The organism is Methylobacterium haplocladii (assembly GCF_007992175.1).
Lineage (GTDB): Bacteria > Pseudomonadota > Alphaproteobacteria > Rhizobiales > Beijerinckiaceae > Methylobacterium > Methylobacterium haplocladii.
In genome coordinates, this window is the sequence record NZ_BJZT01000009.1 from 39,938 (window position 1) to 61,983 (window position 22,046).

At 68.7% G+C, this 22,046-nt stretch carries 21 protein-coding genes; 11 read left to right on the top strand and 10 right to left on the bottom strand.

All coding sequences use genetic code 11. From position 1 onward, the window contains the following. The 6 genes from MHA02_RS05695 (at position 1) to MHA02_RS05720 (ending at position 7,813) form a co-directional block, all read left to right on the top strand. A complete protein-coding gene (locus MHA02_RS05695; RefSeq protein WP_147077453.1) occupies positions 1-1,383 on the top strand; it encodes an ethanolamine ammonia-lyase subunit EutB in 1,383 nt (460 codons plus the stop codon). Then, positions 1,380-2,162, top strand: a complete 783-nt coding sequence (gene eutC / locus MHA02_RS05700) for an ethanolamine ammonia-lyase subunit EutC (protein WP_147077455.1) — start codon at positions 1,380-1,382, stop codon at positions 2,160-2,162. The genes MHA02_RS05695 and eutC overlap by 4 nt, the downstream gene beginning before the upstream one ends. Positions 2,163-2,334: 172 nt before the next feature. After that, the gene (locus MHA02_RS05705; protein ID WP_147077457.1) at positions 2,335-3,141 is read left to right on the top strand and encodes an SDR family NAD(P)-dependent oxidoreductase; all 807 of its coding nucleotides are present in this window, start codon (positions 2,335-2,337) and stop codon (positions 3,139-3,141) included. A gap of 5 nt (positions 3,142-3,146) precedes the next feature. Continuing rightward, a complete protein-coding gene (locus MHA02_RS05710; protein WP_147077459.1) occupies positions 3,147-4,535 on the top strand; it encodes a dihydrolipoyl dehydrogenase in 1,389 nt (462 codons plus the stop codon). 96 nt (positions 4,536-4,631) lie between these two features. Then, a complete protein-coding gene (locus MHA02_RS05715) occupies positions 4,632-7,250 on the top strand; it encodes a histidine kinase dimerization/phosphoacceptor domain -containing protein (protein ID WP_147077461.1) in 2,619 nt (872 codons plus the stop codon). Further along, positions 7,247-7,813, top strand: coding sequence for a biliverdin-producing heme oxygenase (locus MHA02_RS05720; protein ID WP_147077515.1), 567 nt, complete (start codon positions 7,247-7,249; stop codon positions 7,811-7,813). Before MHA02_RS05715 ends, MHA02_RS05720 begins: the two co-directional genes overlap by 4 nt. Before the next feature lie 16 nt (positions 7,814-7,829). Here MHA02_RS05720 and MHA02_RS05725 read toward each other — a convergent pair whose 3' ends face one another. Both MHA02_RS05725 and MHA02_RS05730 read right to left on the bottom strand, forming a co-directional pair. Further along, positions 7,830-8,876: a lysylphosphatidylglycerol synthase domain-containing protein gene (locus MHA02_RS05725; RefSeq protein ID WP_147077463.1), complete on the bottom strand. Its 1,047-nt coding sequence runs from the start codon at positions 8,874-8,876 to the stop codon at positions 7,830-7,832. Positions 8,877-8,887: 11 nt separating this feature from the next. After that, a complete protein-coding gene (locus tag MHA02_RS05730) occupies positions 8,888-9,256 on the bottom strand; it encodes a (2Fe-2S) ferredoxin domain-containing protein (RefSeq protein ID WP_174804650.1) in 369 nt (122 codons plus the stop codon). Positions 9,257-9,504: 248 nt separating this feature from the next. On the opposite strand from MHA02_RS05730, the gene MHA02_RS05735 reads away from it, so the two are divergent. Then, positions 9,505-10,842 (top strand): KpsE/RkpR family capsule polysaccharide export protein, encoded by a 1,338-nt coding sequence (locus MHA02_RS05735; RefSeq protein WP_147077465.1) that lies wholly within the window; start codon positions 9,505-9,507, stop codon positions 10,840-10,842. 133 nt (positions 10,843-10,975) lie between these two features. Then, positions 10,976-11,260 (top strand): hypothetical protein, encoded by a 285-nt coding sequence (locus MHA02_RS05740; RefSeq protein WP_147077467.1) that lies wholly within the window; start codon positions 10,976-10,978, stop codon positions 11,258-11,260. A 10-nt stretch (positions 11,261-11,270) separates the two neighbouring features. Here the strand turns inward: MHA02_RS05740 and flbD are convergent, their stop codons facing one another. The 8 genes from flbD to MHA02_RS05780 all read right to left on the bottom strand — a co-directional run bounded on the left by flbD (position 11,271) and on the right by MHA02_RS05780 (position 18,983). Continuing rightward, the gene (gene flbD / locus MHA02_RS05745) at positions 11,271-12,635 is read right to left on the bottom strand and encodes a sigma-54-dependent transcriptional regulator FlbD (RefSeq protein ID WP_147077469.1); all 1,365 of its coding nucleotides are present in this window, start codon (positions 12,633-12,635) and stop codon (positions 11,271-11,273) included. A 44-nt stretch (positions 12,636-12,679) separates the two neighbouring features. Beyond that, positions 12,680-13,027, bottom strand: a complete 348-nt coding sequence (gene fliN / locus MHA02_RS05750; protein ID WP_147077471.1) for a flagellar motor switch protein FliN — start codon at positions 13,025-13,027, stop codon at positions 12,680-12,682. A 12-nt stretch (positions 13,028-13,039) separates the two neighbouring features. Beyond that, positions 13,040-13,636, bottom strand: a complete 597-nt coding sequence (locus MHA02_RS05755; protein WP_147077473.1) for a FliH/SctL family protein — start codon at positions 13,634-13,636, stop codon at positions 13,040-13,042. Next, entirely contained in the window at positions 13,633-14,685 is a 1,053-nt protein-coding gene (gene fliG, locus MHA02_RS05760; protein ID WP_147077475.1) for a flagellar motor switch protein FliG, read from the bottom strand. Before fliG ends, MHA02_RS05755 begins: the two co-directional genes overlap by 4 nt. 39 nt (positions 14,686-14,724) lie before the next feature. Next, a complete protein-coding gene (gene fliF / locus MHA02_RS05765) occupies positions 14,725-16,338 on the bottom strand; it encodes a flagellar basal-body MS-ring/collar protein FliF (RefSeq protein WP_147077477.1) in 1,614 nt (537 codons plus the stop codon). Between the two features lie 187 nt (positions 16,339-16,525). Next, entirely contained in the window at positions 16,526-16,801 is a 276-nt protein-coding gene (gene sciP / locus MHA02_RS05770) for a CtrA inhibitor SciP (RefSeq protein ID WP_147045024.1), read from the bottom strand. A 118-nt stretch (positions 16,802-16,919) separates the two neighbouring features. Continuing rightward, positions 16,920-17,591, bottom strand: coding sequence for a flagellar hook assembly protein FlgD (locus MHA02_RS05775; RefSeq protein WP_147077479.1), 672 nt, complete (start codon positions 17,589-17,591; stop codon positions 16,920-16,922). Between the two features lie 12 nt (positions 17,592-17,603). Next, on the bottom strand, positions 17,604-18,983 hold the full coding sequence (locus MHA02_RS05780) for a flagellar hook-length control protein FliK (RefSeq protein WP_147077481.1): 1,380 nt from the start codon (positions 18,981-18,983) through the stop codon (positions 17,604-17,606). Positions 18,984-19,289: 306 nt separating this feature from the next. On the opposite strand from MHA02_RS05780, the gene mnmA reads away from it, so the two are divergent. The 3 genes from mnmA to MHA02_RS05795 are packed head-to-tail and all read left to right on the top strand — an operon-like array spanning position 19,290 to position 21,972. Then, positions 19,290-20,450, top strand: coding sequence for a tRNA 2-thiouridine(34) synthase MnmA (gene mnmA, locus MHA02_RS05785; RefSeq protein WP_147077483.1), 1,161 nt, complete (start codon positions 19,290-19,292; stop codon positions 20,448-20,450). 33 nt (positions 20,451-20,483) lie between these two features. After that, positions 20,484-21,149: a class I SAM-dependent methyltransferase gene (locus tag MHA02_RS05790; RefSeq protein ID WP_147077485.1), complete on the top strand. Its 666-nt coding sequence runs from the start codon at positions 20,484-20,486 to the stop codon at positions 21,147-21,149. A 22-nt stretch (positions 21,150-21,171) separates the two neighbouring features. Next, positions 21,172-21,972 (top strand): TVP38/TMEM64 family protein, encoded by an 801-nt coding sequence (locus MHA02_RS05795; RefSeq protein WP_147077487.1) that lies wholly within the window; start codon positions 21,172-21,174, stop codon positions 21,970-21,972. Positions 21,973-22,046 lie beyond the last annotated feature (74 nt).

The following is a 22,046-nucleotide window of genomic DNA, read 5'->3' on the forward strand; positions in this document are numbered from 1 at the left end:
ATGGCCTATCGCCACGTCGTCGGCCCCCGCACTCACGTCTTCGCCGACCTCGCCACGCTGATGGCCAAGGCGACGCCGATCCGCTCCGGAGATCGCCTCGCCGGCATCGCTGCGGAATCGGCGGAGGAGATGATGGCCGCGCGCTGGTGCCTCGCCGATGTGGCACTCTCGGAGATCGTGGCCCGACCGCTGATCCCCTATGAAGACGACGACGTCACCCGCCTGATCCTCGACACCCACGATCAGGCGGCCTTCGCCGAGATCGCCCACCTCACCGTCGGCGATTTCCGCGAGTTCCTGCTCACGGCCTCTTCCGAGACGCTTGCGCGGATCGCACCCGCGGTGACACCCGAGATCGCGGCTGCGGTTTCGAAGATCATGCGCAACCAGGACCTGATCCTCGTGGCCCGCAAATGCCGGGTCGTCACGAAATTCCGCAACACCATCGGGCTGCCCGGAACGCTGGCCGTCCGGCTGCAGCCGAACCATCCGACGGACGAGCCCAAGGGCATCACCGCCTCGATCCTCGATGGCCTGTCCTACGGCTGCGGCGATGCGGTGATCGGCATCAACCCGGCTTCGGATTCGATCCGCACGCTGTCGAGCCTGCTCGGCCTGCTCGACGACGTGATCCAGCGCCTCGCGATCCCGACGCAGTCCTGCGTGCTCACCCACGTCACCACCACCCTCGACGCCATGAACCGCGGCCTGCCGGTGGATCTCGTCTTCCAATCCATCGCCGGCACGCAGCAAGCCAACGCGAGCTTCGGCGTGACCCTGGCGATCCTGAAGGAGGCGCACGAGGCGGCGCTGGCGCTGAAGCGCGGGCCGCTCGGCGACAACGTGATGTATTTCGAGACCGGCCAGGGATCGGCCCTCTCGGCCGACGCGCATCACGGAATCGACCAGCAGACTCTGGAGGCGCGGGCCTATGCCGTGGCGCGGGTCTATCGTCCGCTGCTGGTGAACAGCGTGGTCGGCTTCATCGGCCCCGAGTATCTCTACGACGGCAAGGAGATCATCCGCGCGGGGCTGGAGGACCACTTCTGCGGCAAGCTGATGGGCGTGCCGCTCGGCGTGGACGTCTGCTACACCAATCACGCCGAAGCCGATCAGGACGACATGGACACCCTGCTGACGCTTCTCGGCGCCGCAGGCTGCACCTACGTCATGGGCGTGCCCGGCGCCGACGATGTCATGCTGAACTATCAGTCCACCTCGTTCCACGACGCGCTCTACATCCGTGAGGTGCTGGGGCTGAAGCGCGCCCCGGAATTCGCGGCGTGGCTACACGAGATCGGCCTGGCGGACGGGGAGGGCGCTCTGCTCCCCGGCGGCGCAGGCACGGCCCTGCTCACGGCCGCGCCGGATCTCGCCGCGTGAGCGAGGACGATCTCTGGAAAAGGCTCGCGCGGCTGACACCGGCACGGATCGGGCTCGGCCGTGCCGGGTCCGGCCTGCCGACGCGCGAGGTGCTCGGCTTCGGTCTCGCCCACGCCCGGGCCCGCGACGCCGTGCATACGCCGATGGATGTGGAGGCGATCACCGAGGCCGTCGAAGCGCTCGGCCTATTCGTCACCGCCGTCGCCTCCCGAGCCGAGGACCGCGCGACGTATCTGCGCCGGCCCGATTACGGCCGGCGCCTCGCACCGGCGAGCCGCGACAGCCTCGTCGAGGCTGCCGGAGAGTCCGTCGACCTCGCCCTCGTCGTGGCCGACGGCTTGTCCGCCCGCGCCGTCCACGAGGGCGCCGCGCGGATGCTGGCCGCGTTGCAGCCGCTCGCCGATAAAGCCGGCTGGAGCCTCGGTCCCGTCGTCGTGGCGTCCCAGGCGCGCGTTGCGTTGGGCGATGAGATCGGGATGCTCCTCAAGGCGAAGGCCGTCGCCGTGCTGATCGGCGAGCGCCCAGGGCTCTCGTCGCCCGACAGCCTCGGCCTCTATCTGACGTTCGAGCCGAAACCCGGCCGCTCGGATGCCGAGCGCAACTGCATCTCCAACGTCCGTCCGGCCGGCCTCTCGCATGACCTCGCGGCGTTCAAGCTGCATTGGCTGATCGCTCAAACCTTCTCGCGCGGACTGAGCGGTGTCGCCCTGAAGGACGAGAGCGATGCCGCGCTGGAAGGTCCGGCGGAACGGGATGCGTTGCCGGGCTCGTCCGCCTGACGAGGAGCGGGCCGACATCGTCCCTGTCGCCATCGCCGCACGCGGCTCGAACCCGGAACCTCACCGTCCCCCTCGGGTTGGCCAGCGAATGTCCAGCGGCCATGGCCGCAGGCCCGTCGATCGCTCCCAAGGCGAGCGCGACGGGCGCCAAACACCAAATACGGAGTTTCGAATGGATCTCGGCATCAGCGGCCGCGTCGCCGTCGTTACGGGCGGCGATTCCGGCATGGGCTACGCGACTGCCGAATACCTCCTGCGGGAGGGCGTGAAGATCGTCCTATCCGATATCAAGGACGACGAGGTCAAGGAGGCCGCCGGGCGCCTCTCGGCCCTGGGCGAAGTCCGTGCCTTTGCCGCCGACCTGTCCTCGAACGACGGCGCGCTCGCGTTGCGCGATTTTTCCGACACGGCGTTCGGGCAGAAGCCGACGATCCTGGTGAACTCCGCCGGCGTGACCGGCGCGACCGGTGACTTCCTCGAGATCGACGATGCGGGCTGGTTGGAGACGATCCAGGCCGATCTGATGGGCGCCGTGCGGGTGGCACGGGCCTTCATCCCCGGCATGCGCGAGGCCGGCTGGGGCCGAATCGTGCTGTTCACCTCGGAAGATGCCGTTCAGCCCTATGTCGAGGAGCTTCCCTATTGCGCGGCCAAGGCCGGGTTGATGAATCTCACCAAGGGCTTGTCGAAGGCCTACGGACCCGACGGCGTGCTCGTGAACTCGGTGGCTCCCGCCTACATCGCCACGCCGATGACCGATGCCATGATGGAAAAGCGCGCCAAGGAGATGGGCGTGTCCTTCGACCGGGCGATCGAGACCTTTCTGGACGAGAAGCGCCCCGGTATCGTCGCAAAGCGCCGCGGACGAGTCGAGGAGGTCGCGGCCGCAGTGGCCTTCCTGTGCTCCGAGCAGGCGAGCTTCATCACCGGCGAGAACCTCCGCGTCGACGGCGGCGCCGTCCTGACCATGGCGTCCTGATCTCCATGAGAGAGATCACATGCGACGTCGCCGTGATCGGCGCGGGCACCGCCGGCCTCGCCGCGCACCGGGCGGCACTCGATGCCGGAGTCAATTCGATCCTGATCGAGCAGGGACCGGGCGGCACGACCTGCGCGCGGGTCGGCTGCATGCCCTCGAAGCTGCTGGTTACCGCAGCCGAGGCGGCACACGGGGCTCGCGGAGCCCACCGCTTCGGGATCCATGTCGAGCGCGTGCGGATCGACGGCCCTGCGGTGATGCAGCGGGTGCGCGAGCAGCGCGACTGCTTCGTCGCCAGCGTGTTCGAGGGCTTGGAGAAACTTCCCGAGGAAAGCCGGATCACGGGCCGCGCCGTGTTTGAGGACGCCACGACGCTCGTCATCGACGATCGCATTCGGCTGCGCTTCCAGGCAGCGGTGATCGCGACGGGATCGAGCCCGAGCATACCCGAGCCGCTGAAAGGCCTGGGCGAGCGCCTGCTCACCACCGACACGCTCTTCGAACTCGAAGACCTGCCCGACTCGATCGCTGTACTCGGCGGTGGTCCTGTCGGTCTCGAACTGGCTCAGGCATTGGCGCGGCTCGGCGTCGGGACCGCCTTGTTCGATCCGGCCGGGGCTCTCGGCGGCATCACCGATACCGATCTCGCCGGTGCCGCACGCGAGATCTTCGGCAAGGACATCGCCCTGCATCTCGGTGCCGAGGTCGAGCAGGCGGAGGTGAACGGCCGCGGGGTTTCACTGCGTTGGTCGGGTGAGGACGGCGACAGCGGGTCAGCGTCCTTCGCCAAAGTCCTCGTCGCGGCCGGCCGGCCACCGAACCTGTCGGGACTTGGCCTCGACCGCACCGGCTTGGCCCTCGACGACAGAGGCGTCCCGACCTTCGATCCGCGCTCCCTGGTCTGCGAGGGCGCGCCGATCGTCATCGCCGGAGATGCCAACGCAGCCCGGCCCGTCCTGCACGAGGCGAGCCGCCAAGGCCGTATCGCCGGCCGCAACGCCGCGGCGCTCGCACGATCGGACCGGGGATCGATCGAAAATCCGCGGCCTTGGGTCAAGCTCGCCATGGTCTTCACCGAGCCGCAGATCGCGGCCATCGGAGAGATCGGCGGCGATGATGGCATCGTCGGCCGGGTCGATCTCTGCGATCAGGGCCGCGCCCAGGTCATGGGCCGCAACCAGGGCGGGATGCGGATCCATGCCGACCGCGGCGGCAGACTTCTCGGCGGGGAGATGATCGGTCCCGAGGTCGAGCACCTCGCGCATATCCTCGCTTTCGCGATCCAGGATGGCCATACCGCGCGGGATCTGCTGGATCGACCGTTCTACCACCCGACTCTCGAGGAAGGTCTCCAGACCGCTTTGTCTGATATCGCACAAAAAACTGCAGGCTGAGGACGAAGTTGTGCGAAATCATCTCGATCGTATCCCTTCGGCTTTGATCGGCTGAGCATTGCGCGCGAGGACGGCCCCGGTCATACCGGGGCCGGAATGATCGACCCATCGAACACCACGATCCACGACGTCCGCGGAGATCCCGTCGACCTCGACGCCTTGTCGGCAGAGGACATCGACCGCCTCGACCAGGGCGTGATCGCGTTGGATGCAGGCGGCAGGATTCTCTCCTTCAGCGAAGGCGCCGCGAGCCTGTCGGGCTTCAGTGCCGGCGCAGTCGTCGGTCGCCACTACTTCCGCGACGTCGTACGCAGCACGAACGTGCCGGGCTTTCACGGACGCTTCATGAGCGGCGTCCGCCGCGGTCGGCTCGATGAGACCTTCGAGTTCGTGTTCGGCCGCGTGCCGCAGCCCCTGCGGGCCAGGATCCATCTCCGGTCGTCGTCGACGCCGGGCCGATACTGGATGGTGATCGCAGCCCTCGAAAACGTCGGCGCCGGCCGCTCGCGCGAAGCGGTGATGGCGGCGGTCGGCCGGCGTGCGCGGGCCGAGCCGGTCGATCCGAGCCTCTGCGAACGCGAACCGATCCATATCCCCGGCTCGATCCAGCCCAACGCCGTCATGCTCGCGGCCGATGCCGGAACGCTCGCGATTCTCGCCCACAGCGCCAATATCGGCGACATCCTCGACGAGGACGACAATCCGCTCGAGGGACGCCACCTGAGCGAGATCCTGCCCGCTGCCTTCGTGGCGCTCGTCGAATTGGGTGTCGCGGCCGGCAGCATCGAAGACGGCCGCCTTCTCCGGCAGGCCGTGACCCTCGCCGGCCGGCCGGAGGACCGCTTCTTCGCCGTCGCCCATGTCCGTGCGGGCCGGGTCATCGTCGAATTGGAACGCGCGCCCGACCGTCCGGACGATTTCGGCTCGGCCACCCCGCTCGAGACCGAACTCGCCGTCGTCCGCTTGCGGGCGGCCGGCAGTCTCGACGAGGCGGCGCGGATCGTGGCGAGCGAGATCCGCATCCTCACCGGCTTCGAATCCGTGCTGGTCTACCGCTTCGATGCGGAATGGAACGGCGAGGCCATCGCCGAGGATATGACACCGGATTGGCAGCGCCCGCTCATCGGCCTGCGCTTCCCGTCTTCCGACATTCCGGCCCAGGCGCGCGCGCTCTACCACAAGGCCAAAAGCCGCTTCGTGATCGACCGCGATTGCGTGCCGGTGCCGCTGGTGGTGGGCAAGGAGGCCGGCAACGGCCCGATCGACCTCACCTTCGCCCAGAACCGCACGCTCTCGCCGATCCATCTCGAGTATCAGCGCAATCTCGGCGTGAACGGCTCGATGTCGATCTCGATCATGGTCGAGGGCGGCCTCTGGGGCCTGATGATCGGCCATCACCGCCAGCCGCATTACGTCGCGCCCGAGACGCGGGCCGCCTCGACGGTGCTCACCGACGCCTTCGCCATGCGCGTTCAGGAGATCGAGGCGCACCGCCGCTGGGCCGAGCAGCAGACCCATCTAGATATCCAAGGGCGGCTTGTACGTGGCCTCGCGCAGTCCGACGATTTCGTCCAGGCGCTCACCGTCGGATCGAGCACGCTCCTCGACCAGTTCGACGTCGGGGGTGCCGGCATCGTCTCCGAGGGCCATATCAGTCTGATTGGCGCCTGCCCGACCGAGAAGGAGGTGCAGGCGCTCGCCGACTGGCTGCGGGACGCGCTCCCTCCGGGCCAGCCGAGCTACACCACCGACGCCTTGAGCAGCGCCCATGCTCGTGCCGGCGCCTATTCCGAAACCGCCAGTGGCCTGCTCGCCGCCTTCGTCGATGCCGAGCGCCTTCACCTGCTGCTCTGGTTCCGTCCGGAAGTGCCGAGCACGGTCACTTGGGGCGGCGATCCCCGCAAGCCCGTCATCGCCGGGTCGGGTTCGGTCGCCGTGCTGCCGCGCCGCTCGTTCGAGCGCTGGGTCGAGGAGCGCCGTGGCGTCGCGACGCCGTTCGCGGACTGGCAGGTCTCGCTGGCCGAACAGCTCGCCCAGGCCGTCGAAGGCGTGGTGCTGCGCCAGCGCCGCAAAATCGAGGAACTGACCGAGCTGCTCGTCGAGAAGGAGCGCCTCCTGGCGCAAAAGGATCTGCTGACCCGGGAGATCGACCATCGGGTCAAGAACTCGCTGCAGATCGTATCCGCCTTCCTGCACATGCAGCGCCGCCAGATCACCGACCCGGCCGCGCGTCAGGCCTTCTCCGAGACCTCCGGCCGCGTGATGAGCGTCGCGCGGGTGCATGACAGCCTCTATCAGGCCGGCAGCGTCGAGGAGGTCGATCTCGGCCAGACCATCGAGAACCTGTGCAAGGACCTCGCGGGACTCGCCGGCAACCAGCATCATGTCGAGCTGACCGCCGATCCCGGCCTGATGGTGCCCTATCAGAAGGCGGTCTCGCTTTCGCTGATCGCCACCGAACTCGTCACCAACGCCTTCAAGTATGCGGGCGGACCGGAGCAGGGCGCCCGGGTCAACGTGAGCGTCTCGGGCGTCGCGAACGGCGTGACGCTCAGGGTCTGCGACGACGGAGAGGGGCTTCCCCCCGACTGGGACACCGGCAAGGCCAAGGGCACCGGGCTCGGCATGAAGCTGGTGCGGGCGATGCTCGAGCAGATCGACGCGCGGATCGAGGTCGAGAACGTGCCCGGCGCGTGCTTCACCGTGCACGCGTGAGCGAGGGGCTGCATGCGCGGCTGCGGGCGGCAACGGCGCAGGCGCATCAAGCCCTCGAACGCGATCTCGACTGGGAGGCGCGCACCGCGACGCTTCCGGGGTACCGCGACCTTCTTGCGCTGATGCGCGGCTTCCACGCCGGCTTCGAGCCGGCCATCGGCCTGGCCCTCGGCGACGAAGATTTTTTCGGGCCACGCAGACGGCTTGGAGCGCTCGATGCGGATCTCGCTCGGCTCGGGCTCGATGCGACGTCCATCGCGGCGTTGCCGGCTATCCTGCCCAACGCCTTGACGAGCCGGGCCTCGGGCTACGGTGCGCTTTACGTGCTCGAAGGCTCGACGCTGGGCGGGCAAGTGATCGGCCGCTCGATCGCCGAGCGCCATGGTCCCAACGCCGAGGCCGCCTGCAGCTACTATCGCGGTCACGGCCGCGCCACCGGGCGGATGTGGAACGCCTTCCGCGCCCGCCTCGACGGGCTCGACGGCGACGACGCGCTGGAGGCCGGCATCGCGACCTTCGATGCGCTCAGGGTGTGGGTGTCCGGCAAGGCCTCAGCACGATAGGGGCGCGTCACCGCCATCAGGAATTCTCCGCCTGTGAGGGCGGCAGGATCGTCGCCCGGCGGGCCTCCAGCATCTGCCAGGCGATGAGCGACGGCAGGCCGAGCACCACGTCGGGAACGCGCTTGGCCAGGGACAGGGCGATGGCCGTACCGGCATCGATGCCGAACAGGGCGCCGACCACGACGAAGCCGCCCTCCTGCACGCCGAGGCCGCTCGGCACCGGAAAGGCTGCCGACTTGATCGCCTGCGACAGCGATTCCAGCACGATCACCTCGGTGACGGTGACCGCGACGCCGATGCAGGTCAACGCGATCCAGATCTCGGCCGCGCCGAGCCCCCACGCGGCGAGGTGGAGCAGGAAGCCCTGCGCGAGCCGGCCGCGTCGGCCGCGATCCCAGACCGCATCGAGGGCCGGCTGGACCCCGAGCCCGGACCCGCCGGCGGCCCGATCGGGTGTCGTCGTGCCGGCGACCTGCCGCCCGAGGGCGGCGAAACCGCGTTCCACCAGCTTGGCCGCGCCGAGGCGCTGGAACGCGAAGAAGGCGGCGAGGAGGACGACCGCGACGCCGAGCGCCTGCAGCGCAAAGCGCGCGAGGGAGGCCGCCGCCTCACCTTCGACCTGCAGCAGCAGCAGCACGCCGAAGAGCGTGAAGGCGATCTCGGTGGCGACTTGGATCAGCATGTCGGCGAGGATGGAGGCGGCGGCGAGCGCGCCGCCGACACCCCAGAAGGTCAGCAGACGCCCGCCGACGACTTCGCCGCCGACCGAGGCCACCGGCAGCAGCACGTTGATGCCCTCACGCACGAAGCGAAGGATCAGGAAGGCCGCCGTTTCGATCGCCGAAAGCCCGTCGAGGATGCGCGCCCAGGCCAATCCGCACAGCAGAATCACGCCGAAGCGCACCAGCACCACCCCGGCGAGACCGAGCAAGCCGATCCGGCCGAACGCCGATCCGATCGCAGCGACGTCGTTCGTGACGATCAGCCACACGCCGAGCGCGAGGCCGAGGACCGTGCCGACGAGGGGCATCCGGCGCAGCAGCGCCCGGCCGAACCGGGCCATCGGACCCGTCCTCACGACGGGATCGCTCCCGGCTCCAGCGCGAGACGATCGCCGTCCGGAAACAGGCCGCGGACGGTCGCCGGGGGCAGAGCCGGATCGAGCAGAAGGACGCGGCTCCGGCTGATCGAATCCGATGTCGCGACGGCGACCAGCCGTTTCGGGCACGGGCCGAGGCAACCTGTCTCGACGACCCGCATCCGGCGTCCTCCCGTCTCGCGCTTGAAGGCGCGCTTGAGCGAACGGCCGAAGGCGCGTTTGCCAAGTCCCTGGCGCTTGGCGCATTTCGCGCACACCACGATCAGGTCGTCGAAATCGCCTTTCGCCGCCCGCGGCCTTGCACCGGCCGCGGTGGTACCATCGTGCTGCTGGTCCTTGCCCAAACCCTGATCCCTCGGAGGCGTCCGCTCCCGGTGACGGGCCTCCGCTCGCCCTATCGCGAAACCACGGAGCATGTGCAATCGCGCCGCGAGCGGCGCAGCGGCGCGTGCGCCACAAAAAGGGCCGAAAAAGACGAGATCTGAGAATGATGTGGCCACGGCTTCCCGACGGGGCACGCCGCGATGCGACGCGGTCTGCGACGGGTCGCCGCCCGTCCTACCCGCCGGTGGATCCGCAGGGACCCAATTCGATGAACCCCGACGAGGTCAAAGAGCGCGAGGTCAAGGTCAGGCCGAGCGAAGGTCTGCAGGGCCTGATGGACCTGGCGCGCCGCTCCGTGCCCGAGCTGCGCCGCAACATCGAAACCCTCGAACCGCTGAAGGACGGCGGCACCGTTGCGCTGCTGCGCCGCGCCCGCGAGCGGCTCGATTGGCGGCAGCTGCCGGGCCTGCGCACCCGCGCGCCGAAGCCGGCCGAGCGACTGCAGGTCGTGCTGGCGAAGCGGTTCGGCTATTTCGTGGTGCTGCCGACTGCGATCATGGCCCTCTACCTGTTCGTCTTCGCCTCGGACCAGTACGTCGCCCAGGCGAAGTTCGCCGTGCGCGGCGACGTCGAGCCGATGGGCGAGACCTCCGGCGGCGGCGAGTTCGCCAGCCTGATCCAGAAGCACAACAGTCAGGACAGCTTCATCGTCCGCGATTTCGTCCACAGCCGCACCATGGCGGAGGCCGCGCAATCGGCGCTCCAGGTCTCGAAGATGTTCTCGGGATCGGACGCGGATTTCTGGGCACGTTACCGCGACGGGCAGCCGATCGAGGAATTCGCCAAGTACTGGCTGAAGCACGTCAACGCCCATATCGAGGCGGTCTCGGGCGTGATCACCCTCAGCGTGCGAACCTTCAAACCCGAGAATTCCGTCGCGATCGCCGAGCTGGTGATCGAGCGCTCGGAGCGCCTCGTCAACGAGATCTCACGGCGGGCGCGAGCCGACCTCATCGCCCATGCTGAAACGGATGCACAGGCGGCCGAGGAGCGTCTCAAGAAATCGCGGCTCGCCCTCCAGAATTTCCGCAACACCTGGGGCATCATCGATCCGCTCAAGACGGCGGAATCGACGTTGCAGACGATCGCCCTGCTGAACAAGGACAAGCTCAAGGCCGAGAACGACCTGCAGGTGTTGCGCGACTCGCGTCTCGACGAGAAATCCCGCGGCATCCAGACCTTGGCGGCGACGGTCGCGGCGATCGACGGCCAGATGAAGCGGTTGAAGGACCAGCTCACCACCGAAGGGCTGGCCGCCGGCACGCCCAACAACATCACGCAGGCGCTCCTCGAATTCGAGGGTCTGAAGATCGAGCAGCTGATCTCCGAGAAGCTCAACGAATCGCTGCACCTGATGCTCGACAAGGCCCGCATCTCCGCGAGCAAGCAGCAGGTCTATCTCGCGGTGTTCGTGCCGCCCTCGCTGCCGGCCTCTTCGATCTATCCGGAACGGGGCTACACGCTGCTGGTGACGTTCTTCTGCTGCTTTGCCCTCTGCAGCGCCGGATCGCTCCTGCTCAGCGGCGTCAGGGACCAGCGCATCTGAGCGGCCGACGGCCGAGACCGCGCATCCTGCAACTTCCGGCATGCCTCAGGCGGCCTTCCGGAGAGACCGGCTCGTGCACTAGAAGCGGATTAAGGTCCCGAACCGTTCGCCCTGCGTCGTTGCCGTAAAACCCATGTCGGATTTCACAGACCTCGTCGCGCGCGCCGTCAGCCCTTCGATGAGCCGCCAGGAGCGCGAGGCGGTCTACGGTGTCGTGCGCCAAGCCGTCCTGCGGCTGCAGGAGCGCGAAAACCTGGATCCCGGGCACATTCAGGCCAGCCTGCAGGTGCATCTCGTCGAGGAGACGATCCGCGACGTCGAGTCCGACATCGTCCGCTTCCTCACCATGAAGAAGATGCAGGAAACCGCTGCCCGGCAGGACGCGGAAGCCGAGGCCCGCGCCGGAAAGCGCCGCTGAGCGGGTTGTCTTATCCGTAGGCCGCCACCGCCCGCACGCTGCCCGGCTCGGCCACGCCGATCCCGGACTGCACGTACTCGTTGAGTTTGTTGCGCAGGGTGCGGATCGAGATGCCGAGGATGCGCGCCGCGTGCGTGCGGTTGCCGAAGCAGTGGTCCAGGGTGTCGAGGATCAGGTCGCGTTCGACATCGGCGACGGTCCGACCGACGAGGCCGCGGGTCGCCGCCTCCGCCACCTGCGCGGCGCGCTCGGCCGGCCCGGCCGCGCCGCCGATGGCGTCGCCCTCCGGCGTCAGGACCGCGTCGTGGCCGATCTCGGCGCCGGAGGCGAGCAGCACGGCGCGGTGAAGGGTGTTTTCCAGTTCGCGCACGTTGCCGCGCCAGGGGCTCTTGGTGATCAGCGCAAGCGCTTCGCGGGACAGCGGGCGCACGGGCATGCCGTTGGCCTCGGCGTATTTCTTGGCGAAGAAGCCGGCGAGTTCGAGGATGTCGGCCGGACGTTCGCGGAGCGCAGGAATGCGCAGATGAACGACGTTCAGGCGGTAATACAGATCCTCGCGGAACGTCCCCTTGGCGACCTCCTCGGAGAGCTTGCGGTTCGAGGTGGCGAGCACGCGGATATCGACCTTCACCGGGGCGGAGCCGCCGACTCGGTCGATGACCCGCTCCTGCAGCGCGCGCAGGAGCTTGGACTGCAGGCGCACGTCCATCTCCGAGATCTCGTCGAGCAGCAGGGTGCCGCCATTGGCTTCCTCGAAGCGGCCGATGCGCCGGGCCACCGCGCCGGTGAAGGCGCCCTTCTCGTGGCCGAAGAGCTCGGATTCGAGAAGCGCCTCGGGGATCGCGGCGCAATTGACCGAGATGAAGGGCTTGTTCGCGCGGTTCGAGCGGGCGTGGACGTGGCGGGCCAAAACCTCCTTGCCGGTGCCGCTCTCGCCGGTGATCAGCACCGAGGCGTCCGAGCGGGCGACCTGCTCCGCGAGCTTGACCACGCGCTCCATGGCCGGATCGCGCCAGACGAAGCTGCGACCGTCGGCGGCGACCGCCTCCAGCACCGCCGCGATCATCTCGGGATCGGGCGGCAGCGGGATGTATTCCTTGGCACCCGCCTGGATCGCGGCCACCGCCGCCTTGGCATCCGAGGCGATGCCGCACGCCACCACCGGCGTGCGGATGCGCTCGTCGGCCAGCGCGGTCACGAACCGGCGGATGTCGAGGCTGACCTCGACCATCACCAGGTCGGCCCCCCGGGCGCGCAGCGTCGCGAGACCCTGCTCGATGCCGTCGGCATGGGTGACCGCGGCACCGCGGTTCATCGCGATCTTCGAGGCGGTGACGAGCTCGCCCGTGAGCCGTCCGACGATGAGGAGCCGCATGGCTCAATCTCCCAGTACGAGGGCCCTGCGACGCGGGCGCCGTTTCAGTGATCGTTCTTGATGATCTCGGTCATGGTGACGCCGAGGCGGTCCTCGACGAGCACGACCTCGCCGCGGGCGACGAGGCGGTTGTTCACGAAGATGTCGATGGCCTCGCCGACCTTGCGGTCCAGCTCCAGCACCGCGCCGGCTTCAAGGCGCAGCAGGTCGCCGATCGGCATCCGCGAGGAGCCGAGCACGGCGGAGACCACAACCGGCACGTCGAAGACCTGTTCGAGGTCGGAGGCGGTCTTCGGCGTCGTCGGCGCGTCGAGGACAGATTCCGGTCCGCTGCCGTCGAAGGAGGGGTCCAGGTCGCCGAGCTGCGGCAGGTGGAAATCGTCGCTTGCCATGATCGCGCTGCCTCAGCCGTGCCGTGATGAGAGAATGCCGGCGGCGTCGAGCGCCGCCGCTTCGACCCGTGCGCGCTCGCGAACGATGCCGCCGTCGGCCCATTCGATGCGGGCGTCGCCCTCGGGCATATCCGGTTCGCCGAGCACGACGAGGCGGCCCTCGAAGCCGCGCTCGCGCGCCAGCCGCTTCACGAGCGTTTCGGCGTCGTCGACGATCGCTTCGTTCACGCGCACGACGAGATGCGGCAGGCCGCGCACGTGCTGCAGCGCGGCCCGGGCCGCTTCCTCGACCGCCGCGAGCGGGCTCGCGGCGAGGGCGTCGCCCGCGAGCTTGCGCGCGAGCGCAGTGGCGAAGGTCAGGGCCTGGTCCTCGCGCTCGGCGTCGCGGGCGTCGGACTGGTTGAGCAATCCCGCCGCCGCCAGCCCGAGACGGGTCAGCGCATCCGAGAGGCGGGCCTGCGCCTGCGCTTCGGCCCGGAGGCGCCCCTCCTCCAGACCGCGGGCATAGGCGCGCGCCTCCGCATCGGCGACGGCGGCAGCCTCCTTGGCCGCGCCCTGCGCGTTGGGGCGGCGGAAGTCGGTGTCGAACAGGAACGGTCGGGCGTTCAATAAACCAGTTCCTCTTCGCCGCCGTTCTTGGCGATCATGATCTCACCCTTCTCGGCGAGGTCCTTGGCGAGCTCGGTCATCTTGGCCTGCGCCTCGTCGACCTCCTTGAGACGGATCGGGCCCATGGAGCTCATCTCGTCGTTGAGGTTCTTGGCGGCGCGGGTCGACATCTGTGCGAGGAAGAAGCCGCGCACGCGCTCCTCGGCGCCCTTGAGGGCGCGGCAGAGGGTGTCGTTTTCGACTTTGCGCATCAGCGTCTGCACCGAGCCGGCGTCGAGCTTCAGCAGGTCCTCGAACGTGAACATCAGCTCGCGGATCCGCTTGGCCGAGCCGCGGTTGCCCTGGTCGAGCGCGGCGAGGAAGCGCGTCTCGGTCTGCCGGTCGAAGGCGTTGAAGACGTCGGCCATCAATTCGTGCGCGTCGCGGCGGGTGCTCTGGGCGATGGTCGAGACGAACTCGACGCGCAGCGTCTCCTCGATGTGGCGCAGCGCCTCCTTCTGGACCGTCTCCATGCGCAGCATCCGGTTGAGCACGTCGATGGCGAATTCTTCCGGCAGGATCGTCAGGACGCGCGCAGCGTAGTCCGGGCGCACCTTGGAGAGGACCACCGCGACGGTCTGCGGGTACTCGTTGCGCAGGAAGGCGGCGAGGATGTCGGGGTCGATCTGGGTCAGGCTGCCCCAGACGCGCTTGGCCGAAGCGCCCTTGATCTCCGCCATGATCGAGGAGACCTGCTCGGGCGGAAAGATCTTGAGCAGAAGCGACTCGGTGCGCTCGTAGTTCGATGTGATGCCGCCGCCCGACGGCAGGCGCGAAACGAAGTCGACGATCAGCCGCTCGATGGTCTCGGCCTCGAGCGAGCCGAGCTGCACCATGGCGTGCGAGACCTTCTTGACCTCCTCCTCGTCGAGCAGGCGCCAGATCGCGGCGCCCTCGGCCTCACCGAGCAACAGAAGCAGCGTGGCGGCGCGTTGCGCGCCGCTGAGTTGATCGAAGCCGCCGCCGGACCCGGTATTGGCCAGGGGGCCGAAGTTTACGCCGGCAGCCATCGCCGGTCCCTTTCAAAGCTGGACGGAGGGGCGCTCATGTCAGTTGTCGTGGATCCAGTTGCGCAGGACCTCGGCGGTCTCGCTGGGGTTGGCGCGAACCATGTCGACCACGCGCTCCACGGTCTCGGCCTGGATCTTGCCGTTCAGCTTGGCGTGTTCGAGAAACTTGGCGGCATGCCCCTGCTCGGCGATCGCCGCGACGGCGACCTCGCCACCCGCCAGCGCCATTCCGGCCGGACCGGCCAGCATGACGGTCGGGGTCTCCGATTCGAGGACGCGCTTCAGCAGCGGACGCACCACGGCCATCAGCACCAGCAAGGTCAGCGCCGAAAGCACCGCGAGCTCGACCCAGCGCATGACGTCCTCCTTGGACGGGCTGAGGAGCGACTGCACGAGGCTCGGCTCGACGAAGTCGGGCGCGGCCGGTGCCTCCGCGAAGCGCAGGTTCACCACCTCGACCTGATCGCCACGGGTCTTGTCGAAGCCGATCGCGGTGCGCACCAGGGCCGAGATCCGCTCGATCTCGGCGGCCGGACGCGGCTGGTAGGCCGCCTTGCCGTCGGCACCCGGCACGTAAACCCCGTCCACGAGGACCGCGACCGAGAGCCGCTTGACGCGGCCGCCTTCGATGACCTCGGTCTTGGTGACGCGGGAGATCTCGTAATTCGTGGTCTCCTCGTTCTTCTGCGCCGTGTCCTTCTGGCTCGGCTGGGCCGCCGGCTGGCCGGCACCCGGCAGCTCGTTGCCGACGCTGACCTGCCCCTCGGCGCCGCCGGTCAGCGAGTTCTCGCTGCGGGTCTGGCTCGAGCGCACGACGCGGCTCTCGGGGTCGAAGGTCTCGGAGCGGCTCTCGATGCGGTTGACGTCGAGATCGGCCGAGACCTGCACGCGGGCGCGGCCCTGGCCGACGATGCCGGCGACGATTTCCTCGATCTGCGAGCGCAGGCGGCGCTCGATACCAGTCTGTTTCTCCTCGTAGCCGATGACGCCTTCCGCTTCGGCGCCGCGAGCGCCGTCGGCGAGCAGCCGGCCGCGTTCGTCGACGATGGAGACGCGCTCGGGCTTCAGGCCCTCCACGGCCGATGCCGCGAGATGGCGGATGGCGCGGACCTGCGAGGTGTCGAGATCGCCGACCAGCTTCAGCACGATCGCAGCGCTCGGCGCGTCGCGGTCGCGCTCGAACAGGCGGCGCTCGGGCAGCACCAGGTGAACGCGGGCGGCCTGGACCCGGCCGATGGCCCGGATCGAGCGGGCGAGCTCGCCTTCGAGCGCCCGCAGGTGATTCACGTTCTGGACGAAGCTGGTGGACGAGAAGGCGTCGCCCTTGTCGAAGATCTCGTAGCCGACGCCGCCCTGGACCGGCAGGCCCTTGCCGGCGAGGTCCATGCGCAGCCGGGCGAGGTCGGCGCGCGGCGCCATGATGGTCTGGCCCGCATCGCCCTTGGTCTCGTAGGTGATGCCGCGGGCGTCGAGATCGCGGATCACGGCGGCCGAATCCTGCATCGACAGGTCGGCGAAGAGCACGCCCATGTCGGGACGCGACATCCGCAGGATCACGAAGGCGAAGAAGCCGACGAGGGTGAGCGTCACCGCGGCCATGGCGGCGAGCCGCGCCGGCCCGAGCTTCGTCACCAGTTCGAGGACCGACTTCACGCGCTGGACGCCTGCGAGACAGATCGCGGCGCCGAACGCCCCGCCCGGCAAGATTTGCCGGGTGCGTGGTTAGCGGCCGGTTAAGAAAGCGTCATTCACCCCCTGAAACGAAAAAACCGCGCCCGCTGGTGCGGACACGGCTCGATCGTTCATCGACGGCGCCGCAAGAGCGCCGCCGGTCAGAATCTTAATGGCGATAATGCTGGATGCGCGTGGTGCGCAGGCCGGCAAGGCCGTGCTGATCGATGGAGAACTGCCAGCTCAGGAATTCTTCGGTGGTCAGCGTGTAACGCTGGCAGGCCTCTTCGAGGCTCAACAGCCCGCCGCGAACGGCAGCCACAACCTCCGCCTTGCGGCGGATGACCCATCGGCGGGTCGATACCGGAGGCAGGTCCGCGATGGTCAGCGGAGAGCCGTCGGGCCCGATGACGTACTTTACTCTCGGGCGGGGTGTCTCGGTCATGTTACGCTCTACACTCGACTGACCTGTCGAGATCGAACCTACTTGCGTCCGCTTAAAATATGTTGAAGCAGACCGTTCGGAGTTGATTCGTTTTTGCGCGAACCATGTGGACAACATGCTAAGTGCTCGCCGCAGCAAGATTTTTCACGGTCGACAGCAATAGCTTGGACGATCCGACGGACAGCACCGGTTCGCTTCCGCTGAGATCGACGCTCTGCACCGTACCGGTCACGGAGGTGTCGACGGCAACCGTGGAGCCTGTCGCGTCGAGCGCATCCACCTTGATGGAATAAGTGCCCGCGGCCTGGGTCATCCCCGACGAGCCCTTGCCGTCCCAGGTGAACGCGTTGGCGCCGGCGGTGAGCGTCGTCGACTTGGTGGCGACCACGTTGCCGTTGGCATCGCTGATGGTGACTAGGGCCTTCGTCGCGGCGCGGGCCGGCGTGAGCGTCCAGTTCGCCTTGCCGTCCGACAGCGTGGTCTTGGTGCCGTCCGCCGTGACCGTCTTGCCGATGAAGCTCGACGCGGTGGCCGAGGCCGAAGCCTTGGCGTTGGTCAGGATCGAATCGAGGCGGTCGTTCGTCTTCAACTGCTGCTCGACGCCTGCGAACTGCACCAGCTGCTGCGTGAACTGATTGGTGTCCATCGGGTCGAGGGGATTCTGGTTCTTGAGCTGCGTCGTCAGCAGGGTCAGGAACTGCTGGAAGTTGCCGGCGATCGCCTGCGAGCTGGTGCTCGCCGTGGACGCGGAAGAGGCCGTGTTGGCGATACTCGAAATGCCGGATGCCATGATCGTGTCTCCTCAGATGCGGATGTCGACGCGGCCGAGCCCGCGCAGGGCGCGAAGCGGCACGAGGTCGATCGGGACTTGGTCGATTCCGCTCTCGCGGCCGTTGCGGTCGATCTGGCCGCCGCGGCGGGCCTGGGCGTCGGATCCCGCGCCGCTCCGTTGATTCTCGCTGTCGCTGCGCAGCGACAGGCTGATACCGGCGCTTGCGTCGAGGCCGGTCTGGGCCAGCGCCTGCTGCAGGCTCGACGCATCGCGCTGGAGTAGCGCCAGCGTTTCCGGCCGGTCGACGACGAGGCGCGCGCCGACGGTGCCGGACTCCTTGTCGATGTCGATGGAGACGTCGATCCGCCCGAGCTCTTTCGGATCGAGGCGGATCTCGAAACGGTTGGATGCCCCGAGGGCACGTAGGCCGATCGTCATCGGCACCGCGCCGAGCGGCACGGGAGTAGGGGCAGGCGCGGCCGGTGCCGGCTGTTGGACGGCCGGCGCAGTCTTGGCTTCGGTCGAAGCCGGGAGTGTCGCCGTCCCGCCGCCGACCGCCGACGGCTCCGTGCCTCGCGAGGTCAGGGCTGCAGCCGCATCGTCGCCGGCGCCCTCCGACGCGATCTCGGCGAGGGCCGCGTCGAACCCCGCCTTCGCCGTTGCGCTGCCGCGCGCCGCGGTGTTGCCGCCGGCAAGGGGGGCCGTACCGCCCGTCGCCGAATCGGCAACCGCGATGTCGGCTTCGCCCTCCGGTTTGGCTCCGCCTGCACTGGTGCCCTGAGCAGGGGCCGAGACGACTGGCGGAGGCGTTGCAGAAGGGATCGCCATCATCGGAAGGGGTGCCGCCGATGCCGCGGTGTCAGCCTGCGGGACCGTTACCGTCTCGCTCTGACCCTCGACGGCGGCTGCCAGCGATTCCACAGGCTCGCCCTCAGCTCCCTGCACATCGGCCTGCTCCGCTACAGGTGCTTCGGCCTTGAAGGGCGTGGCGCGATCGGGAAGTGCTGACTTGCCGGGGATCGGCTTCGCCGGTGCCTCGGGGCGCGCCGCGCGATCGGTGTCGGGCGATCGGGCCGGACCATCTTTTTCTCGTACGGTCTCGTCCTGAGGCTCGGACCGGTCCGCTCGGGTCTCGCTGGTCTTGCCGCCCTCAGGCTCCGCAGCAGCCGGCTTGGGAGCGTTGGCCACAGCGGAGTCCGGCTTGCCGACACGCGATCTAGCGGCATCCACCCTAGCGGCGGTCGAGGCACGCAGTCTGGAATCGAGGGCGGAGCGCCGGTCGGCATCCTCCAGCGAGAACCGCTCGCGGCGGCCCTCGACCGCATCGCGCGTTTCGGCCGCATCGCGTCGCACATGCGATGTGCGCTGCGACGCTCGGCTTTCCACCACATCCCTCAACGTCAGCGCCATGCCTGATGCACTCCTTCACCGGAGGATCAGCAAGGGCCGAGCCACCCAAGAAACTCGCTAACATGCTCTCGATGAATAGTTATTTTTCGGCAGCATACGATTGCGCCCGGCGGAGATTGCCGGAGCCCGGCAGTTTCTTCCGGGTCCTTCGGTGCCGGACCCGTGCGCGACCGCATCCGCTGAAGCTCTCGGTGATCGCCTCCCGCCTGCGGGCATCTGCGCACGGGCGGTCGTGATCGCTGGAAACCCGGCCGCCGGATCGCTATACCCGCCCGCATCCGGCGCTCCCGGCCGAACGCTGTCGTGATGAACTCGCTCGATCTTCCCAAGCTCCCGCACGAGACGCGCGTCGTCGTCGCCATGTCCGGCGGCGTCGATTCCTCCGTCGTGGCCGGATTGTTGAAGCGCGAGGGCTACGACGTCGTCGGCGTCACCCTGCAGCTCTACGACCACGGCGCCGCGATCCACCGCAAGGGCGCCTGCTGCGCCGGCCAGGACATCAACGATGCCCGCCGCGTGGCCGATGCGCTGGGCATCTCGCATTACGTCCTCGATTACGAGGACCGTTTCCGCGAGTCGGTGATCGATCGCTTCGCCGAGAGCTATCTGGCGGGCGAGACCCCGATCCCCTGCGTCGAGTGCAACCGCTCGGTGAAGTTCCGCGACCTGCTCGGCATGGCCCATGATCTCGGCGCCGAGGCGCTCGCGACCGGCCATTACGTTGCGAGCCGACCGTTGCCGACGGGTGGACGCGGGCTCTATCGGGCGCTCGATCCGGTTCGGGACCAAAGCTATTTCCTATATGCGACGACGCCGGAGCAGCTCGCCTTCGTGCGCTTTCCGCTCGGCGAGATGGGCAAGGACGAGACCCGCCGCATCGCCCGCGACCTCGGCCTGTCCGTCGCCGAGAAGGCCGACAGCCAGGACATCTGCTTCGTGCCGCAGGGCCGCTACGCCGACGTGATCGCGAAGCTGCGTCCGGACGCCACGCGGCCCGGCGAGATCGTCGATCTCGACGGCCAGCCGCTGGGCCGGCACGAGGGGATCATCCACTACACGGTCGGGCAGCGCCGGGGCCTCGGCGTCGCCGCGGGCGCCCCGCTCTACGTCGTGCGGCTGGAGCCCGAGACAGCGCGCGTCGTGGTCGGGCCGCGTTCGGCCCTGGCGACGAGCCGCATCCGCCTCACGGACGTGAACTGGCTCGGCGAGCGCCCGCTTGCGGACGTCTCGGACCTCGAAGTCGCCGTGCGCGTTCGCTCGACCCGTGCGCCACGCCCGGCCCACCTGACCTGGAATGCCGAAGCGGGCTGCGCCGAGGTGATGCTGGACACGCCGGAGGACGGCGTCTCGCCCGGTCAGGCCTGCGTGATCTATGCCGACGCCACCGACCGCGCCCGCGTGCTCGGCGGCGGCACCATCCGGCGCATCCAGACCCTGCCGGCCGACGCCGCCGCACAGGCGGCGTGACCGACAAGAATCCTCCCGGAGACGATCGACGACATGCTGAGCGAGCGAGTGCCCGAGGCGAACGCGGCTGGTCCGAGTACGGCCCTGATGCGGAAGGCCTATGCCCGCTGGGCGCCGGTCTACGACGTCGTCTACGACAAGCTCACCGAACCTGCGGCCCGCGCGGCGGTCGAGGCTGCGGCCGAACACGGCCCGCGGGTGCTGGAGGCCGGCGTGGGCACCGGCCTGTCGCTGGGCTACTATCCGAAGGGCAGCTTCGTCTGCGGTGTCGACCTCTCCGAGGACATGCTGAAGCGCGCCCGCAACAAGGTGCGCCGCCGCGGCCTCACGCATGTGCGCGGCCTTCAGGTGATGGATGTCTGCCGTCTCGGCTATGCCGACAATTCCTTCGATGCGGTCGTCGCGCAGTTCCTGATCACCCTGGTGCCGGATCCCGAAGCCGCGCTCTCGGAGTTCCTGCGCGTGGTGCGCCCTGGCGGCGGAATCGTGTTGGCGAACCATTTCGGCCAGACCGACGGGCCGATGGCGCGGGTCGAGGAGATCGTCGCGCCGCTCTGCACCAAGATCGGCTGGTCGTCGGACTTCAAGTCCACGCGGATCGAGGCCTGGGCGCGCCGGAACGGCGTCGAGTTCTCCGGCGTGGCGCCGACTTTCCCGGGCGGTTTCTTCAAGATCCTGCGGATGCGAAAGGCCGGCTGACGGCCGGCCCGACGCTTTAGCGATGACCATCGCTCAAGAAACGTCCCCGGAGCACGGGCCGCCGCGTCGCAAGGCATGGCTGCGTTGGCTGCCGCTCGTGCTGCTCGTCGGCATCTCGATCGTGGTGCTAGTCTCGGGCGGGGCGCATCTGCTCGACTTCGACCGGCTGATGGCCTCGCGGGCCTGGCTGCACGAAGCCGTCGGCGCCGACCGGCCGCAGGCGATCCTCGTGGCAGCGGCGGCCTATGTCTGCTGCGTGGTCGTCTCGGTCCCCGCGACCCTCGTCATGAGCATGATCTGTGGTTTCCTGTTCGGCACGGTGACCGGCGCGCTCGTGGCGATCGGCTCGGCCACGACGGGGGCGGCCATCGTGTTCTCGATCGGCCGCTACGCCGCGCGCGACGTGCTTCTGCGTCGGGCCGGCTCGCGGCTCGGGCGGCTCGCGGAGGGCTTTCGGCGCGATGCCTTCGGCTATGTCGTCTTCCTGCGGCTGCTCCCGCTGTTTCCGTTCTGGATGACGAATCTCGGGCCCGCCATCTTCGGTGTCCGGCCGCGCACCTTCGTGCTCGCCACCCTGGTCGGATTGACGCCGGGCGCCTTCGTCTACGCAGCGACCGGCGCGGGGCTCGAAGACCTCGTGGCGGCCCACGAGGCGGCCAAGACGGCTTGCCTCGTGCGTGGGGACGAAACCTGCGATGCGGCGCTCGACCTGCGCAGCCTCGTCACGCCCGGCATGATCGCCGGGCTCGCAGCGCTCGCCGCTTTCGCGCTGCTCTCCATCACCCTCCGCCGGTGGCTGGAGCGGCGAGGCTTGCGCACGTAAGACTTGCGCACGATCGAGCCGCGTCTAACGCTTCGGCGTGCATATGCATGAAACTTTGGCGCGATCGGTCACGT